The 16,032-nt window shown below is 67.7% G+C and carries 16 protein-coding genes; 7 read left to right on the forward strand and 9 right to left on the reverse strand.

The annotated features are described in order from the left end of the window. The 4 genes from LWE61_RS05880 (at position 1) to LWE61_RS05895 (ending at position 4,588) form a co-directional block, all read left to right on the forward strand. Positions 1-852 carry a UDP-2,3-diacylglucosamine diphosphatase gene (locus LWE61_RS05880; protein ID WP_234149118.1) on the forward strand — a complete coding sequence of 284 codons (852 nt, stop codon included), beginning with the start codon at positions 1-3 and terminating at the stop codon, positions 850-852. Continuing rightward, on the forward strand, positions 852-1,973 hold the full coding sequence (locus LWE61_RS05885) for a glycosyltransferase family 4 protein (RefSeq protein WP_234149119.1): 1,122 nt from the start codon (positions 852-854) through the stop codon (positions 1,971-1,973). Before LWE61_RS05880 ends, LWE61_RS05885 begins: the two co-directional genes overlap by 1 nt. Before the next feature lie 138 nt (positions 1,974-2,111). Further along, a complete protein-coding gene (locus tag LWE61_RS05890) occupies positions 2,112-2,801 on the forward strand; it encodes a DUF1013 domain-containing protein (RefSeq protein ID WP_234149456.1) in 690 nt (229 codons plus the stop codon). 101 nt (positions 2,802-2,902) lie between these two features. Further along, the gene (locus tag LWE61_RS05895; RefSeq protein WP_234149120.1) at positions 2,903-4,588 is read left to right on the forward strand and encodes a long-chain-fatty-acid--CoA ligase; all 1,686 of its coding nucleotides are present in this window, start codon (positions 2,903-2,905) and stop codon (positions 4,586-4,588) included. A 98-nt stretch (positions 4,589-4,686) separates the two neighbouring features. On the opposite strand, the gene LWE61_RS05900 is transcribed toward LWE61_RS05895, so the two are convergent. After that, positions 4,687-4,896, reverse strand: coding sequence for a hypothetical protein (locus LWE61_RS05900; protein ID WP_234149121.1), 210 nt, complete (start codon positions 4,894-4,896; stop codon positions 4,687-4,689). A 150-nt stretch (positions 4,897-5,046) separates the two neighbouring features. On the opposite strand from LWE61_RS05900, the gene LWE61_RS05905 reads away from it, so the two are divergent. Together LWE61_RS05905 and LWE61_RS05910 are read left to right on the forward strand one after the other, a co-directional pair. Beyond that, on the forward strand, positions 5,047-5,334 hold the full coding sequence (locus LWE61_RS05905; RefSeq protein ID WP_407696195.1) for a hypothetical protein: 288 nt from the start codon (positions 5,047-5,049) through the stop codon (positions 5,332-5,334). Between the two features lie 291 nt (positions 5,335-5,625). Further along, positions 5,626-6,957 carry a PQQ-dependent sugar dehydrogenase gene (locus tag LWE61_RS05910; protein WP_234149122.1) on the forward strand — a complete coding sequence of 444 codons (1,332 nt, stop codon included), beginning with the start codon at positions 5,626-5,628 and terminating at the stop codon, positions 6,955-6,957. A 264-nt stretch (positions 6,958-7,221) separates the two neighbouring features. Here the strand turns inward: LWE61_RS05910 and LWE61_RS05915 are convergent, their stop codons facing one another. Next, positions 7,222-8,058, reverse strand: coding sequence for an ATP-binding protein (locus LWE61_RS05915; RefSeq protein WP_234149123.1), 837 nt, complete (start codon positions 8,056-8,058; stop codon positions 7,222-7,224). Positions 8,059-8,130: 72 nt separating this feature from the next. Between LWE61_RS05915 and LWE61_RS05920 the strand changes: the two genes are divergently transcribed. Next, on the forward strand, positions 8,131-9,087 hold the full coding sequence (locus LWE61_RS05920) for an L-threonylcarbamoyladenylate synthase (protein WP_234149124.1): 957 nt from the start codon (positions 8,131-8,133) through the stop codon (positions 9,085-9,087). Positions 9,088-9,135: 48 nt separating this feature from the next. Here the strand turns inward: LWE61_RS05920 and LWE61_RS05925 are convergent, their stop codons facing one another. The 7 genes from LWE61_RS05925 to LWE61_RS05955 all read right to left on the reverse strand — a co-directional run bounded on the left by LWE61_RS05925 (position 9,136) and on the right by LWE61_RS05955 (position 16,012). After that, the gene (locus LWE61_RS05925) at positions 9,136-9,369 is read right to left on the reverse strand and encodes a hypothetical protein (protein WP_234149125.1); all 234 of its coding nucleotides are present in this window, start codon (positions 9,367-9,369) and stop codon (positions 9,136-9,138) included. Positions 9,370-9,424: 55 nt separating this feature from the next. Then, positions 9,425-9,958 (reverse strand): peptide-methionine (S)-S-oxide reductase MsrA, encoded by a 534-nt coding sequence (gene msrA / locus LWE61_RS05930; protein WP_234149126.1) that lies wholly within the window; start codon positions 9,956-9,958, stop codon positions 9,425-9,427. Between the two features lie 62 nt (positions 9,959-10,020). Next, complete coding sequence (gene argC, locus LWE61_RS05935) at positions 10,021-10,950, reverse strand: N-acetyl-gamma-glutamyl-phosphate reductase (protein ID WP_234149127.1); 930 nt, start codon at positions 10,948-10,950, stop codon at positions 10,021-10,023. Then, the gene (locus LWE61_RS05940; protein WP_234149128.1) at positions 10,947-11,870 is read right to left on the reverse strand and encodes a C40 family peptidase; all 924 of its coding nucleotides are present in this window, start codon (positions 11,868-11,870) and stop codon (positions 10,947-10,949) included. Before LWE61_RS05940 ends, argC begins: the two co-directional genes overlap by 4 nt. Continuing rightward, positions 11,827-12,165 (reverse strand): MarR family transcriptional regulator, encoded by a 339-nt coding sequence (locus LWE61_RS05945; protein ID WP_234149458.1) that lies wholly within the window; start codon positions 12,163-12,165, stop codon positions 11,827-11,829. Before LWE61_RS05945 ends, LWE61_RS05940 begins: the two co-directional genes overlap by 44 nt. Before the next feature lie 141 nt (positions 12,166-12,306). Next, the gene (locus tag LWE61_RS05950; protein ID WP_234149129.1) at positions 12,307-13,722 is read right to left on the reverse strand and encodes a leucyl aminopeptidase family protein; all 1,416 of its coding nucleotides are present in this window, start codon (positions 13,720-13,722) and stop codon (positions 12,307-12,309) included. A gap of 193 nt (positions 13,723-13,915) precedes the next feature. Beyond that, complete coding sequence (locus LWE61_RS05955) at positions 13,916-16,012, reverse strand: RelA/SpoT family protein (RefSeq protein WP_234149130.1); 2,097 nt, start codon at positions 16,010-16,012, stop codon at positions 13,916-13,918. Positions 16,013-16,032 lie beyond the last annotated feature (20 nt).

The raw sequence follows: 16,032 nt of genomic DNA on the forward strand, positions 1-16,032 counted from the left end.
ATGAACGCGATCAGCGCGATACCGATGCGGTCGATGCAGACCGCAGAACCGAAGCGGTCACAGGACCGTCGCCGCTTCCGCACCATCTGGATCAGCGACATTCACCTTGGCACGCGCGGGTGCAACGCGCAGATGCTGATCGACTTCCTGGACAGCGTGGACAGCGACACGCTCTACCTCGTCGGGGACATCATCGACGGCTGGGCGCTGAAAAAGCGGCTGTACTGGCCGACCGCGCATAATGACGTGGTGTGGCGCATCATGAAGCGCGCCCGGCGGGGCACGCGCGTCATCTATATCCCCGGCAACCATGACGAGATGTTCCGCCAGTTCACCGGCCTGAATTTTGGCGGGGTGGAGGTGCGGCGCAAGAAGATTCACATCACCGCCGACGGGCGCAAGCTGCTGGTCCTGCACGGCGACGAGTTCGACGCGATCATGCTGGCCCACCGCTGGCTGGCGGTGGTGGGCGACGCGGCCTATACGGCGCTGATGGCGCTCAACCGCCATGTGAACCGGGTGCGACGCTGGATGGGGATGCCTTATTGGTCGCTGTCCAAGATGGCCAAGCACAAGGTCAAGAACGCCGTCGCCTTCATCTCCCGCTTCGAGGAGATCGTGGCGCATGAAGCGGAGCGGCGGCACATCGACGGCGTCGTGTGCGGCCATATCCACACCGCCGAAATCCGCCAGTTCGGCGACATCACCTATTATAACGACGGCGACTGGGTGGAGGGTTGCACCGCGCTGGTCGAACAGGCGGACGGCAGCATGGAAGTGCTGCACTGGGCCGAGGAAATGGCGGCCCGCGCGGGTGTGACGCTGCAGGGCGCGATGGAGATGGCGGCCTGATGCGCGGCCGGCCTGCACCGCCGTTTTTCGGGCAGCTTGCCGGGCGCATCGCCCCCCACGCCATCACCGCCCGTCCTGTCCCGTCCCGCATCGTGGTGGTGACGGACGCCTGGACGCCGCAGGTCAACGGGGTGGTCCGCACGCTCTGCGCGGTCCGCAAGGAGCTGGAGTCGCGCGGGCATGCGATGATCGTCATCTCGCCCGACCGCTTCACGACGCTGCCCTGCCCGACCTACCCGGAAATTCGGCTGGCCATGTCCACCCCGCGCAGCGTCGGGCGGATGATCGCCCAACTGGCGCCGGACGCGATCCATCTGGCGACGGAAGGGCCGCTGTGCCTGGCCGCGCGCTATTGGTGCCTGCGGCAAGGGCTGCCCTTCACCACCGCCTTCCACACCAATTTCCCGGACTATATGGCGAGCCGGACGGGTCTGCCCGCGCGCCTGTTCTGGCCCTATTTCCGCTGGTTCCATGGCGCGGCCAGCGTCGTCCTCGCCTCCACTCCCTCGATTCGCGAGGCGCTGGCGGAGGCGGGCATCCGCCAGACCCAGCATTGGGGGCGCGGCGTCGACCTCGCCCAGTTCTCGCCCGATGGTCCCCGCCATCCGCGCATGGCGGGGCCGGCGGACGGGGCGGGACCGGTCCTGCTCTATGTCGGCCGGGTGGCGGTGGAGAAGAATGTGGAGGCGTTCCTGGCGCTGGACCATCCGGGCGCCAAGGTGGTGGTTGGCGACGGCCCGGCGCGGGAATCGCTGCAGGCCCGCTTTCCCGATGCGCTGTTCCTGGGCGTGCTGGGTGGGCAGGAACTGGCGAGCGCCTATCGTGCGGCCGACGCCCTTGTCTTCCCCAGCCTGACGGACACGTTCGGACTGGTGATGATAGAGGCGATGGCGTGCGGAACGCCCGTCGCCGCCTATCCGGTGACAGGCCCGAAGGACATCGTCACCGAACCGGTGGGTTGCCTCGACGAGGATCTGGCCCGTGCCGTGGCGGGCGCATTGACGCGCGACCGGGCGGCCTGCGCCGACTATGGCAGCGCCTTTACCTGGGACCGTAGCGCCAGCGAATTTCTGGCGGGGCTGCACCCCATCGTGCCGATGGACCTGCGGCAGGCGGCCTGATCCCGCTCCTGTCGGGGGCCTCTTGCCCTCTGCGTTGGGATTCATTAGATAAGACAGAACCGGCCGCTCCTCAAAGGGGCGGCCCTTATTGTTTCTGTCCTTACGTTCGTCAGGAGACGCTCCGTGGCCCAGCCGCTCATGCCCCATGCTACCGCCAGCTGGCTGGTCGATAATACCGCTCTCGGTTTCGACCAGATCGCGGAGTTCTGCGGTCTGCACATCCTCGAAGTCCAGGCGATCGCCGACGATACGGCGGCGACCAAATATACCGGCCGCGATCCCGTCCGCGCGCATGAACTGACGCAGGAGGAAATCCAGCGGGGCGAGAAGAATTCCGACTATCGCCTCAAGATTCTGGCTGGCCCGGAGCCGGTGCGCCGCACCAAGGGGCCGCGCTACACCCCGGTCAGCAAGCGTCAGGACAAGCCGGACGGCATCGCGTGGATCCTGCGCAACCACCCCGAAATCTCCGACGGTGCGATCGGCAAGCTGATCGGCACCACGCGCACGACCATCGCTGCGCTGCGCGAGCGGACGCACTGGAACATCGCCAATATCGTGCCGAAAGACCCGGTGACGCTGGGCCTGTGCTCGCAGCGGGAGCTGGACGGGCTGGTCGCCAAGGCCGCCAAGAAGGCGGGCATCGAGGCGCCGACCGACAATCGCCTGGCGGGCGACCGCGAGGCGCTGATCACCGAACTGCGCCGCGAGCGTGACGACGCACAGCGCCGCGCGGACGAGGCCCATCTGGCCGAGGCGCAGGCGATCAACCAGGTCGCGACGCTGATCGACCCGTTCAGCAACAACAAGGGCCATGTCGGCAACTGAGGCGCGATAGTCCCGCCGTGGCGCGGGACGGCCGAAGGATTGTAGGGCCGCTGGCATCCACCGGGATTGTCAGCGGCCTTTTCCATGCCTAGCTTGCAGGGATGGAGAGTGATGCAGCCACGGTCTGGCGCGAGCAATATCGTCATCCCGTGCCGTGGGAGACGGAATTTCCGGTCCTTTCGGTCCCCGACATGCTGGCGCGGAGCGTGGCGCGCGATCCCCATGCGCCGATGCTGGATTTCTATGGCCGCCTCTACAGCTATGAGGCGGTGCAGGGCGCGGCGCGGCGGCTGGCGCGCGGGCTGATCGACCATGGCATCCGGCCCGGCGACCGGGTCGGCCTGTTCCTGCCCAACGTCCCCCATTATGTCGCGGCCTATTATGGGGCGATGATGGCGGGCGCGGTGGTCGTCAATTTCTCCCCCCTCTACAGCGTCGAGGAACTGGCGCATCAGGTGGAGGACAGCGGCACGCGGCTGCTCTTCACCCTGACGGCGAAGGCGTTGTTGCCCACCGCGCTGGCGGTGCTGGATCGCAGCGGGCTGGAGACGCTGGTGCTGGGGTCGGTGGCGGGCGCGCTGCCGTTGGGCAAGGCCATCGGCTATCGCCTGTTCAAGCGCAACGAGGATGCGGCGCGGCCCGCCGACCCCCGCGCGCTGGCGATGTCCGACCTGCTCCACAATGACGGCGTGCTGCCGGAGCGGACCATCGACCCGGTCCGGGAACTGGCCCTGCTGCAATATACCGGCGGCACCACGGGGCGGCCCAAGGGCGCGATGCTGACCCACCAGAACCTGACCGCCAATGCGCGCCAGTCCAACGCCATCGACCCGCTGGCGGACCAGCCGGAACGGGTGATCGGCGTGCTGCCCTTCTTCCATGTCTTTGCGAACACCACCGTCCTGAACCGCACCATCGCGCGCGGCGGGGAGATTGTGATGCTGCCGCGTTTCGACGCCGGGCAGACGCTGGCCGCGATTCGCCGGACGCGGGCGACGAGTATGCCGGGCGTGCCGACCATGTATCAGGCGTTGCTCGACCACCCCCACATCGCCCGCACCGATTTTTCGGGACTGCGCGTCTGCGTGTCGGGCGGCGCCCCGCTGGCCCCCGCACTGAAGGAGCGGTTCGAGGGTGTGACGGGCGCGAAGCTGGTGGAGGGTTATGGCCTGACCGAGACGAGCGGCGTCGTCTCCGCCAATCCTTACGCCGCCGAGGGGAAGGCAGGAACCATCGGCCAGCCGGTGCCGGGCACGGACGTGCGCCTGGCCGACAAGGGCGACCCGCATCGCCCCGCGCCGCCGGGTGAACCGGGCGAGATACTGGTGGCAGGCCCGCAGATCATGCAGGGCTATTGGCGGCGGCCCGATGCCACGGCGGATTGCATGGTCGATGGCTGGCTGCGCACCGGCGACGTCGGCGCGATCGACGCGGACGGCTTCATCCGGGTGGTGGACCGGATCAAGGATATGATCGCCGTGGGCGGTTTCAAGGTCTTTCCCAGCGAGGTGGAGGCGGTGCTCTATCGCCATCCCGCCGTGCGCGACGCCCTGGTGATCGGCGTGCCCGACGCCTATCATGGCGAGATGCCCAAGGCGTTCGTCACCCTCCAGCCCGATGCGGAGGAGACGGCGGAGGGGTTGAGGGCGTGGCTCAATCCGCAACTGGGCAAGCATGAACGGGTGATCGCCGTGGAAATCCGGGACAGCCTGCCGCGCACGCTGATCGGCAAGCTGTCGCGCAAGGAACTGGTGGCGGAGGAGCGGGGGAAGGCCCGTCCGGTCTGATTTCGCCCGCCTCTATAGCGGGATGACGTCAGATTGACCCACCGCGCCATGACGATTCAGGGAAAGGTCCAGACTCCAGCAGGCCCGGCCTCAGCCGATCAGTGGACGGTGCCCAGCGCCCGGTCCACGCCGAGCAGCAGGATCATCCGTTCAATCTGTCGCCAGTGGCAGAAATGGATGTGGTTGCCGACGTCGCGGCTGGCATCGGCGCGGTTCGCGGCCTCCGTCCCGGCTTCCTCGCCGAACAGTTCGATCAACGCCCGCGCATCCTCATAGCTTTTCCGGTCGGGAAGAATGGGCAGGTGCATCGGCGACTCCTTGTCGTCGGGCTTGCAGGATCCCGACATTTTCGATGGCCGATCCTTAGGGCGTCATTCCCCATTATGTGTGGAGGAGAGCAGTGAAGAGGGCGTTAGCTATCTTGCCCCGCCCGGACCCCCGCATGGAGGACGGGCGGCATGGACGAAGGGTGGCATGGGGAAGGGGACCGGGAGAGGGACGATGCGGGCGGGTGGCATATGGACGTGAAGCATGGCATGAGGGCGCGCATGAGCATCGACCAGCCTGACCCACATTCCGACAAGCCCGGCAGCCCCATCGGCGTGGGCGCGCCCATCGCCATCCTCATCGTCGGCGGCGTTATCGTGGGCGGGCTGCTGGGCCAGCCGAGCATCGGCCTGCTGGCCGGGGTCGTGCTGGGCATAGCGGTCGCGCTGATCGCCTGGCGCGCGGGTACGCGCAAATAGGCTGAACGCGCGGGTACGCCCAGATAAGCGGAGCGCGCGGGCACGCGTAGACAGGCTTGGCACGCCGGGAAGCCCGGATCAGGTCCGCGCATCGGCAGGCGCACATGGGGTCGTGCGGCGGCCCGCGCAAACAGGGCAACTTAAACAGGACAATATGGTGGGGCGCGGTCGGTCTGGCTGCGTGGGTGGCGTCGCTGCGGTCGCCGCGCCTGCACGGAATCGCGCCGTCGACCCGTCGCAGCCATCATCTCGACCGTTGCCCAAGGCGGGCACACAGCCTAGACCGGGCGCATGAAAAAATATGCGCTCATCGCCATCGCATCCCTGCTGCTCGCGCTGGGCGGCACCTATTTCTTTCTGTCGCGGGGGCAGGTCGCCCAACTGCCGGAAAGCGCGCTGGAAGGGCGGGAGCCGAAGTTCACCGACCCGCGCAAGGAAATCTTGCCGACCGTGCGGATCGCGGACGCGGTGGGCTGGGCCGCCGGAACCGCACCCACGGCGGCCAAGGGGCTGGCCGTCACCCGCTTCGTCGAGGGGCTGGACCACCCCCGGTCGCTCTATCGCCTGCCCAATGGCGATGTGCTGGTGGCGGAAAGCCGCGCGCCGTCGCGTCCCTCCACCGGTGTCACGGACTGGATCCAGTCGAAGCTTATGGCGCAGGCCGGGGCGGGGGGCGTGTCCGCCAACCGCATCACTTTGCTGCGCGACGCCGATGGCGACGGGCGGGCGGAGGTGCGGTCGGCCTTTCTCACCGGTCTCAATTCCCCCTATGGCATGGCGCTGGTCGGTGACACGCTCTACGTCGCCAACACCGACAGCCTGATGGCCTTTCCCTACAAGAGCGGCGATACGCGCATCACCGCAAAGGGCCGCAAGATCATCAACCTGCCCGCCAACGCGCCCAATAATCACTGGGCGCGGCCGCTGGTGGCGAGCAAGAATGGCAGGCTGCTCTATGTCGGCATCGGGTCCGCCACGAACATCGCGGACGAGGGGCTGGACGCCGAGAATACGCGCGCGGTGATCCTGGAGGTCGAGCCGAAGACGCGCCAGTATAATATCTACGCCAGCGGCCTGCGCAATCCGTCCGGGCTGGCGATCAACCCAGTCGATGGCGCGCTGTGGGCGACGGTGAACGAGCGGGACATGCTCGGCCCCGACCTGGTGCCCGACTATGTGACGCAGGTGGAGTTTGCGGCCTTCTATGGCTGGCCCTGGAATTATTGGGGCGGTTATGAGGACAGGCGGGTGCAGCCGCAGCGGCCGGACCTGCGCGAATATACGCGCCGTCCCGACTTCGGGCTGGGCGCGCATGTCGCCCCACTCGGCCTGGCCTTCGGCACGGACAGCGCGCTGGGCAAGGCGTGGACGCAGGGCGTCTTCATCGCCCTCCACGGTAGCTGGAATCGCGACCCGCCGGGCGGATACAAGCTGGTGTTCGTTGATGTGGACGCGAAGGGCAAGGCGCAGGGCAAGCCCCGCGACGTGCTGACCGGCTTCCTTGATGCCGCGAAGGGAGAGGCGCATGGCCGCCCGGTCGACGTGACCGTTGCGGGTGACGGCGCGCTGCTGGTCAGCGACGATGTCGGCAATATCGTCTGGCGCGTCGCCGCCGTGAAATAGCGCGGCGACGGGTGACGGGGCCGGCCGCCATTCAGAAGATGACGGGCTGAAAAGGGTCGAACCGGGCCATGTGCTCCAGTTCGACCCTTTTCAGGCCATCAGGGCGGACTGTCCATCGGGGCTAGAGCATGAAGACCTTAGATTACCCCCTCGTCATTGTGAGTGTAGCCAAGCAATCCATGGACGCCGAGTGGATTGGTTGGGCTTCGCCCGCCTGCGGCTCGCTACGCTCGCAATGACGATTCACGGAAAAGTCATCCCACCCTAGTCGATCAGCGCCGTGCCCGTCCGCCCCGCCAGCTCGACGATATATTGCCAGGCGACCCGACCCGACCGGCTGCCGCGCTGGGTGGCCCATTGCACGGCCTCGTCCGGCTGGAACGGCAGGCCGAAGCGCGCGGCATAGGCACTGACGATGCCGACATAGGTGTCCTGATCGAGGGTGTGGAAGCCCAGCGACAGGCCGAATCGGTCGGCCAGCGCCAGCCGGTCGTCCACCACGTCGCGCGGGTTGATCGGGTCATTCTGCTCCGACAGGCTGCGCGGCACGATATGGCGGCGATTGGACGTGGCGTAGAGGCGCACCAGCCCGCCCCGCGCCGTCGCCCCGCCTTGCAGGATGGAGCGCAGCGTACGCGCGTCCGCCACATAATTTTCGTCGAAGCCCAGATCGTCGAGGAACAGGACGAAAGGTCGCCCCGCGCCGCGTAACTGGCCCAGCAGCAGCGGCAGGCTGTGCAGGTCGCTGCTGGCGAAATCGACCAGCGCCACCGTGCCGCCCTCGCCGCGCACCTTGCCGATGCAGGCCGCGACCGTGGCGGACTTGCCCGTGCCCCGCGCGCCCCACAGCAGCACGTCATGCGACGGCAACCCCGCTGACAGGCGGCGTGTGTTGTCGAGGCAGGCGGTCTTTTGCGCGTCGATGCCGGTCAGCAGGTCATAGTCCGGCGGGGTGAAATCCGCGATCACCTCTATCGCTGTGCCGTTCCAGCGATAGGCGGCATGGGCGCCAAGGTCGGCGGAGGGCAGGGGCGGCGGCGCGATACGCTCCAGCGCCTGCGCGATGCGGGTGAGGAGGCTGTGCGTGTCAGTGTCGGTCATGGCGACGGCTCTAGAGCGATTGCGCGCTTTTGGGAACTTCCCGCGCGCGGCCATCGCCGGTATAGGCCGCGCATGTCCGCCCGATGCCTGCCTTTCGACGATGATGGAGTGGCCGAGGCCGCGCGCCTGATCCGCGCGGGCGAGCCGGTCGCCCTGCCGAGCGAGACGGTCTATGGCCTCGCCGCCGACGCCACCGATGCGCGCGCCGTCGCGGCCATCTATGCGGCGAAGGGACGGCCCAGCTTCAACCCGCTGATCGTCCATGTCGCGGACCGGGCGATGGCGGAGACGATTGCCGATTTTTCGGCGGAGGCGCGGCGGCTGGCCGATGCCTTCTGGCCGGGGCCGCTGACGCTGGTGCTGCCCCGGCGCAGCGATGGCCCGGTGTGCGATCTGGTCGCGGCGGGCCTGTCCACCATCGCCATCCGCATGCCGTCGCACCCCGCCATGCTGGCGGTGATCCGGGCGAGCGGGCGGCCCCTCGCCGCGCCGTCCGCCAATCGCAGCGGCGCGATCAGCCCGACCCGCGCGCAGCATGTGCTGGTCAGCCTGGGGGATCGCATCGCGCTGGTCCTCGACGCCGGGCCGACGGTGGCGGGGATCGAATCGACTATCGTCGCGCCGGGAGCGAGCGGCATCCGTATCCTGCGCCCCGGTCCCGTGACCGCCGCGCAACTGGAGGCGCTGTCCGGCCTGACCGTGGTCGGGGCCGTGACCGGTACGGAGGCTGGTGCGGGCGGGGGCATCGAATCCCCCGGCCAGCTCGCCAGCCATTATTGCCCGGACAAGCCGGTGCGGCTGGCGGCCGAGCGGGCGGAGGCGGATGAATATCTCATCGGATTCGGCGCGATGGCGGCGGATTTCAACCTCAGCCCGGCGGGCGATCTGGTGGAGGCGGCCGCCCATCTGTTCGCGGCCCTGCATGAGGCGGACGCCAGCCCGGCGCGCGCCATCGCCGTGGCGGCGATCCCGCACGAGGGGATAGGCATCGCCATCAACGACCGGCTGGCCCGCGCCGCCGTCCGCTGACGGGGCGGGTCGGGCTGGCCGATCAGATTGCCGGGTCAGGCTGGCGCCTCAGTCCCGGTCGCAATAGTTGGGGTCATAATCCTTCTTGCACCGCTTGCGCAGGTCGCGGCCATGGTTGCGGTCCGCCTCGTCCTGACTGGTGGTGGCCCAGTCGGCGGCCTTCGCCCCCGCCTTCACCGGTAGAGTGACGACATTGAACGCCGTCTTCGCCACGCATCCGGGCAGCAGCAGCGCCATGGCGCCGACCGCCGCCAGCGTTCCGGTCCTGATCGAATCTCGCATGTCCTGTCCCCTCACAAAGTCCGCCGGACCATAGGCTGTCCCGGTGAACGGCGCATTACGCGCGTACGCGGTCGCCGAACGTCTTGCGGAGCTTCTGGAGCTTGGGCGGGATGGACGCCACGCAATAGGGATTGCGCGTGCCGACCCGGGCCCAATATTTCTGGTGATAATCCTCGGCGGGATACCAGGGCGCGTCGGCTTCGACGCTGGTCACGATGGGATGGGGCCAGTCGGCCTGTGCCCGCGCGATCGCTGCGCGCGCAGCGGCTTCCTGCGCCGGGTCGTGCGGGAAGATGGCGGAGCGATACTGGGTGCCCGTGTCGTTGCCCTGCCGGTTCAGCGTCGTCGGGTCGTGGGTCGCGAAGAATATGTCGAGCAGGTCGCCATAGCTGACGATATCGGGGTCGAAGACCACGCGGATCGCCTCCGCATGGCCGGTCGTGCCGCTGCACACCTGCTCATAGGTCGGATTCGCGCCGGCACCGCCGATATAGCCGCTCTCGACCGATTCGACGCCCTTCAGATCCTGATAGACCGCTTCGGTACACCAGAAGCAGCCGCCCGCCAGCGTCGCCGTTTCACTTGCCATATACGCTCGATCCTTCCGTTGGCCGAAGCCCTAGATAGGAAGCGCAAGGGGCGAACGCCAGCCTAGAGGCGCAGCCCCTCGGTCTCCGGCCTGCCGGTCAACAGGTTCAGCGACTGCACCGCCGCGCCGGACGCGCCCTTGCCCAGATTGTCGAGCGCCGCGACGAGGCGGACCTGCGTGCCGTCCTTGTCGCCGAACACGAACAGGCGCAGGGCGTCGGTGTCCGTCATCAGTTCGACGGGCAGGGTGGCACCATCATGATCGGCCACGCTGACGATGGGCGATCCGGCATAATGGGCGGCCAGCCGGTCGCGCAGGGAAGTCGTCGTCTCGCCCTGTGCAAGCTGGGCGATGTGCAGCGGGACATCCACGATCATGCCGGAATAGAGCGGCGCGACGGAGGGGGCGAAGATGGGGCTGTGGGCCAGGCCCGCATGTTTGCGCATTTCCGGCACATGCTTGTGCGCCAGCGTGAGGGCGTAGGTGTTCCACGCCGAAGGCGATGCCCCCTCGCCCTCATAATCCGCGATCATCGCCTTGCCGCCGCCCGAATAGCCGGAGACGGCGTTGCAGTTGAGAAGCGCGTCCGCCGGGATCGCGCCCGTCGCGACCAGGGGCGCGACGAGGGCCAGAAAGCCGGTGGGATAGCAGCCGGGATTGCTGATCCGCCGGGCCGCCGCCACCCGGTCCCGCCCGATCACTTCGGGCAGGCCATAGGTCCAGTCGTCCGCCGTGCGAAAGGCGGTGGAGGCGTCGATCACCCGCGTCCGCTCGTTGCGGATCAGCGCGACCGATTCGCGCGCCGCATCGTCGGGCAGGCACAGGATCACCACGTCCGCGTCGTTGAGCGCTTGCGCCTTCGCCGCCGGATCCTTGCGCTGGGCATCGTCCAGCGTGATGAGGCGGAAGCCCGACCGGCCTTCCAGCCGATCACGAATCTGGAGGCCCGTGGTGCCTGCTGCCCCGTCGATGAAGATGCTGCTGTCGCTCATGGTTCGATCCGCCGCCGTGCTGTGATGGGTTGAGGATGGGTGGGGACCAGCCGCGCCACCACGTCCGCCAGCGGTTCCTCGACCACCCGCATCCAGTGGGCATTGGCATGCAGCAGGGTCTGCGCATCGCTCATGATGCCGACATGGCCCGGAAAGAAGAGGATGTCACCCCTCGCCAGAGGCTCGCCCTCGTCCAGCGCGCGGCCGATGGTGCCGGCCTGCTGGTCGGTGTCGCGGGCGACCGCCACGCCGCACTGGGCCAGGGCTATCTGGACGAGGCCGGAGCAGTCGATGCCGCCGTCGCCGCGGCCGCCCCACAGATAGGGCATGCCGAGGCAGGCGCGGGCCGCATCGACCCAGTCGATTTCAACATGACCCACCAAAGCGATGTGGCGGTTATGAATATAACCGTTTGAAATCGCAAGAAAATCATCTTCAAAAACGCCTTTTACCCGTGCATTGCCAGGCAGCCGGGCGACCAGCGGCGATTTGATGTCGGGGCGCGAGAAGAGGAGGGCGCCGCCCCCCTGCGGCAGGACGCGGTGCGTCGCCGCGCCGCCGTCATCCCGGTGCAGCGCGTCGATGGCGACATAGCCGACATAATGGTCGTGCGCGCAATAGCCCCACGCCCAGCCGGCCCGCACGTCGAGGACGTGAAAACCCTCGCCATGCAAAATCTGCGTCACCGCGCTGTCGCTGTCGACCGGCTTGCCGCGCACGATGGCGGACGGCGCGGCGCAGACATAGGGCACGGCGGCGGCATAATGGGGCGAGAAATATTGCGTGGCCTCCGCCACATCAGCGAGGTCGACGCGAATCGCCGTAGTGCGCGCGTCATAGGCGTGCGACGGGCCGCTGAGATGCAGGCGAATACGGTTATGCGGCTGGCTGAACACCTCGGCCGTGCTGTGCTGGTTCATCGCGGACGGTCCCTGCGACGAATCCGGCGAAGGCGTCAAGAAATTCCGCACCCTTTGCCGTGCGCTGCACAAATATGTTGCGGCGGTCGGCCGAATCCCGCTCCCGTCGAACGAAGTCCATGGTGCCCAGCTTGTTGAGCGCGCGGGTGATGACCGGTTTCGACACGTTCAACCGTTCGGCGAGACCGCGCACCGTATGCGGGCCGTTGCTGCGGTGGACCAGCATCATCAGCGCCATCTGGCGGTTGGTCAGGTCGGGCTGGCCGGACCGGACATAGCTTATCAGGGCGTTCATCCAGCGATTGACGTTGTCGCCCGCCGCCTGTGCATGTGTATCGTCGAGGATGATCGCTGATGCCCTTGCCATGTCCAGATGAACACACAACCGCGATGTTGGTTGCGTGGTCGTTCCGGCGGCTGGCATTTTTGTTCGCGATCAGAGCGTTTGCCGACCATATCGGTCGCGCAGGACCGCCGCGACAGCCCGCAATCCCAGCGCATCGCCGCCCTTTGGCCGCCCCGGTTTCGCCGCCGGTCGCCATGCGAAGGTATCGAGATGCGCCCATGCCACCCCGTCGGGGACGAAGCGTTGCAGGAACAGCGCCGCCGTGATCGCGCCGCCGAAGCCGCCCTCCGCACTGTTGACCATGTCCGCGATGTCGGACTTCAGCATATCCTCATAATGGGGCCACAGCGGGAGACGCCACAGCGGGTCGTCGCCCGCGGTGCCCGCGTCGGTCAGGGCGGTCGCCAGCGCATCGTCATTGGCGAACAGCGCCGGCAGGTCCGGCCCCAGCGCCGCGCGCGCCGCCCCGGTCAGCGTGGCGAAATCGACGATCAGTTCCGGCTGCTCCTCCCCCGCGCGGATCAGCGCATCGGCCAGCAGCAGGCGGCCCTCCGCATCGGTGTTGCTGATCTCCACATGGGTGCCGTCGCGCGCGGTCAGCACGTCGCCGGGGCGAAAGGCGTGCGCGCCCACCGCATTTTCCGCGATGGGCAGCAGCAGGTGCAGCCGCACCGGCAGCGCGCCCGCCATCAGCAGGTCCGCCAGCGCCAGCGCATGGGCCGCCCCACCCATGTCCTTCTTCATCAGGCGCATCCCCGACGATGGCTTGATGTCCAGCCCGCCGCTGTCGAAGGTCACGCCCTTGCCGACGATGGCGACGCGCGGATGATCCTCCCGCCCCCAGCGCAATTCGACAAAGCGGGGCGCGTGGGCGCGCCCGGCGGCGCGGCCCACCGCATGGACCATGGGATAGTCCCGCTCCAGCGCGTCGCCGCGCACCACCTCTATCGTCGCGCCATGGCGGGTGGCGATGGCGCGCGCCACATCCTCCAGCGCGTCCGGCCCCATGTCCTCCGCCGGTGTGTTGACGAGGGTGCGGACCAGCGCGGTCGCCTGCGCCTGCGCGCCAAGGGCGTCGCGCAGGTGCGGCTGGCGGGTGAGCAGGATGCGCGGTCCCTTGGTCGAGGGCGTCTTGCGGTAGCGGTCGAAGCGATACTGGTCGGTCATCCAGCCGAACAGGGCGGGTCCGGCGTCGCCGTCTGCAAGGCGATAGGTGCCCTCCGGCAATATCTCCGCCAGCTTGGCGAGGCACCAACTGGACAGGCTGTCCACATTCGCGACGCTGGTGACGACGGACCAGTCCTCCGGCGCATCACCGGGCAGGATGGCGTGGGCGAAGGGACGGGGGCCGAAGCCCTGCGCTTCGATGGCGGCGCGATGGCGGGCGGGCTGCGCGGCCAGCCATGCGTCATAGCCCGCCGCGTCGATCAGGTGGATGTCGCGGGCGGCCTGTCCCCGGTCGATCTGGAGAAGGTCGATCTGGAGGCGGTCGGCGGGGTGGGGCATGGTCTACTCCAGACGGATCGGGGAAGGGGGCGGTGCCGGGTCGGGGTGTTCAGAGCGGGGTGTTTGGGGCCGAACGCTCAGTCGGGACGGGGCGGTCGGCGCGTCATGGGCACCGTGGAAGAGGCGCCATAAGGCAGGCGGGCGGGCAAGAGCGGGCGGGGCAAGGCGGGGGAACGGCCATCGGCGGCTGCCCCTATACCCGTTCCGCCTGCACCACCGTCTCCACCGCGCGCAGCGCCGACAGGATGCGGGCAAGATGGGCCGTGTCGTCCACCTCTATGTCGATGATGTCGGTGTGGAACGGCCCGTCGCGGTTGACCAGTTGCAGGTTGAGGATGTTCGCCTTGTTGGTGGCAAAGATATGCGCGACCGTCGCCAGCGCGCCCGGCTGGTTCTTGACGATGACCGACAGGCGGGCGGTGCCGCCGCTGGACTTGCTGTCCCACGACAGGTCCACCCAGTCGGCATCCTGCCCACCCTCCAGCGCGAGGCAGTCGATGGTGTGGACCTCGATCGGTTCACCGGGGCGGCGCAGGCCGACGATGCGGTCGCCGGGCACGGGATGGCAGCACTCGCCCAGCCGGAAGGCGATGCCCGGCGTGAGGCCGAGGATGGAGACGGCCTCCACCTGGTGCGTGCGGTTGCGGCCGCCCTTGCCCCCTTCGTTGCTGCTGCCGGGGACGAGCGCCTCCATCACCTCCGCATCGCTGATGCGGTTGGTGCCGATGGCGATCATCAGCGCGGCTTCATCGTCCACCTTTAGCCGCTTGAGAGCGCCCTTCAGCGCCTTGTCGCCCACTTCGCCGGGAAAACGGCCGACGATCTCCGCATAGAGCTTGCGCCCCAGCGCGATGGTCTCGCCCCGCTGTTTCTGGCGGATGTAGCGGCGGATGGCGGCGCGGGCCTTGCCGGTGATGGCGAAGCTGAGCCAGCCGGGCTGCGGCTCCTGCGCGTCCGACTTGAGGATCTCCACCTGATCGCCATTGTCGAGCTGGGTGCGCAGCGGCACCACGCGCCCGTTGACCTTTGCCCCCACCGTCTGGTTGCCGAGGTTGGTGTGCACCGCATAGGCGAAATCGACCGGCGTCGATCCCTTGGGCAACTGGTGCAGCTCGCCCTTGGGCGTAAAGGCGAAGATGCGATCCTGATACATCGCCATGCGGGTATGTTCGAGCAGCTCGTCCGCGTCCTGGCTCTGCTCCAGGATTTCGATCAGGTCGCGCAGCCAGCCGGCCTGGCTGTCCGGTGCGGCCTCATGCTGCTTGTACGCCCAGTGCGCGGCCAGCCCATATTCGCTGTCGCGGTGCATCCGGTCCGACCGGATCTGGATCTCGATGCGGGCATTTTCCTCATGCACCACGGTCGTGTGCAGCGACTGGTAGCCGTTGCGTTTGGGCGTGGAGATGTAATCCTTGAAGCGGCCTGGCACCATCTTGTACCGCTGGTGGATCACGCCCAGCCCGCGATAGCAATCCTCCGTACTGTCGGTCACGACGCGGAAAGCCATGATGTCGGAGAGCTGCTCGAAGCTGATGTGCCGCTCCTGCATCTTGCGCCAGATGCTGTAGGGATGCTTTTCCCGCCCCGACACGGTGACATGCATCCCCGCCGAGGCCATGAGCTTGCTTAGGCTCTCCGCGATGCGCGTGACCTTGTCGTCGCCATCCTCCTTCAGCAGGGCGAGGCGGCGCGTGATGGTGGCATAGGCTTCGGGTTCGAGCTGTTCGAAGGCGAGAAGCTGCATCTCGCGCATGAAGTCGTACATGCCGATCCGCTCCGCCAGCGGGGCATAGATGTCCATCGTCTCCCGCGCGATGCGGCGGCGTTTGTCCGGGTTCTTGATGAAATGCAGCGTGCGCATATTGTGCAGCCGGTCGGCCAGCTTGACCAGCAGCACCCGGATGTCGTCCGACATGGCGAGCAGAAATTTGCGCAGGTTCTCCGCGGCGCGCTCATTCTCCGTCTGCGCCTCGATTTTGCTCAGCTTGGTGACGCCGTCGACCAGCCGCATCACCTCCGGCCCGAACAGTCGCTCGATCTCCTCCGGCGTGGTGAGCGTGTCCTCCAGCGTGTCGTGCAGCAGGGCGGTCACGATGCTGGTGTCGTCCAGCAACAGGTCGGTCAATATGCCCGCCACCTCGATCGGGTGGCTGAAATAGGGGTCGCCGCTGGCCCGCTTCTGGCTGCCATGTTTGGCCACCGAAAACACATAGGCGCGATTGATCAGCGCCTCGTCGGCGTCTGGATCGTAACGGCGGACCTTCTCAACCAGTTCATATTGTCGCAACATCGTCGGGCAGGATGTGGGTT

This window comes from Sphingobium sufflavum, from assembly GCF_021403115.1.
Classification (GTDB): Bacteria; Pseudomonadota; Alphaproteobacteria; order Sphingomonadales; family Sphingomonadaceae; genus Sphingobium; species Sphingobium sufflavum.

Coding starts and splice junctions, on each gene's coding strand:
- LWE61_RS05885 (WP_234149119.1), top strand. CDS start 852: ATGCGCGGCCGGCCTGCACCGCCGTTTTTCGGGCAGCTTGCCGGGCGC.
- LWE61_RS05920 (WP_234149124.1), top strand. CDS start 8,131: ATGTCCGCCCGATGCCTGCCTTTCGACGATGATGGAGTGGCCGAGGCC.
- LWE61_RS05925 (WP_234149125.1), bottom strand. CDS start 9,369: ATGCGAGATTCGATCAGGACCGGAACGCTGGCGGCGGTCGGCGCCATG.
- LWE61_RS05905 (WP_407696195.1), top strand. CDS start 5,047: ATGGACGAAGGGTGGCATGGGGAAGGGGACCGGGAGAGGGACGATGCG.
- LWE61_RS05940 (WP_234149128.1), bottom strand. CDS start 11,870: ATGAACCAGCACAGCACGGCCGAGGTGTTCAGCCAGCCGCATAACCGT.
- LWE61_RS05910 (WP_234149122.1), top strand. CDS start 5,626: ATGAAAAAATATGCGCTCATCGCCATCGCATCCCTGCTGCTCGCGCTG.
- LWE61_RS05950 (WP_234149129.1), bottom strand. CDS start 13,722: ATGCCCCACCCCGCCGACCGCCTCCAGATCGACCTTCTCCAGATCGAC.
- LWE61_RS05895 (WP_234149120.1), top strand. CDS start 2,903: ATGGAGAGTGATGCAGCCACGGTCTGGCGCGAGCAATATCGTCATCCC.
- LWE61_RS05880 (WP_234149118.1), top strand. CDS start 1: ATGAACGCGATCAGCGCGATACCGATGCGGTCGATGCAGACCGCAGAA.
- LWE61_RS05945 (WP_234149458.1), bottom strand. CDS start 12,165: ATGAACGCCCTGATAAGCTATGTCCGGTCCGGCCAGCCCGACCTGACC.
- LWE61_RS05915 (WP_234149123.1), bottom strand. CDS start 8,058: ATGACCGACACTGACACGCACAGCCTCCTCACCCGCATCGCGCAGGCG.
- LWE61_RS05955 (WP_234149130.1), bottom strand. CDS start 16,012: ATGTTGCGACAATATGAACTGGTTGAGAAGGTCCGCCGTTACGATCCA.
- argC (WP_234149127.1), bottom strand. CDS start 10,950: ATGAGCGACAGCAGCATCTTCATCGACGGGGCAGCAGGCACCACGGGC.
- LWE61_RS05900 (WP_234149121.1), bottom strand. CDS start 4,896: ATGCACCTGCCCATTCTTCCCGACCGGAAAAGCTATGAGGATGCGCGG.
- LWE61_RS05890 (WP_234149456.1), top strand. CDS start 2,112: ATGCCCCATGCTACCGCCAGCTGGCTGGTCGATAATACCGCTCTCGGT.
- msrA (WP_234149126.1), bottom strand. CDS start 9,958: ATGGCAAGTGAAACGGCGACGCTGGCGGGCGGCTGCTTCTGGTGTACC.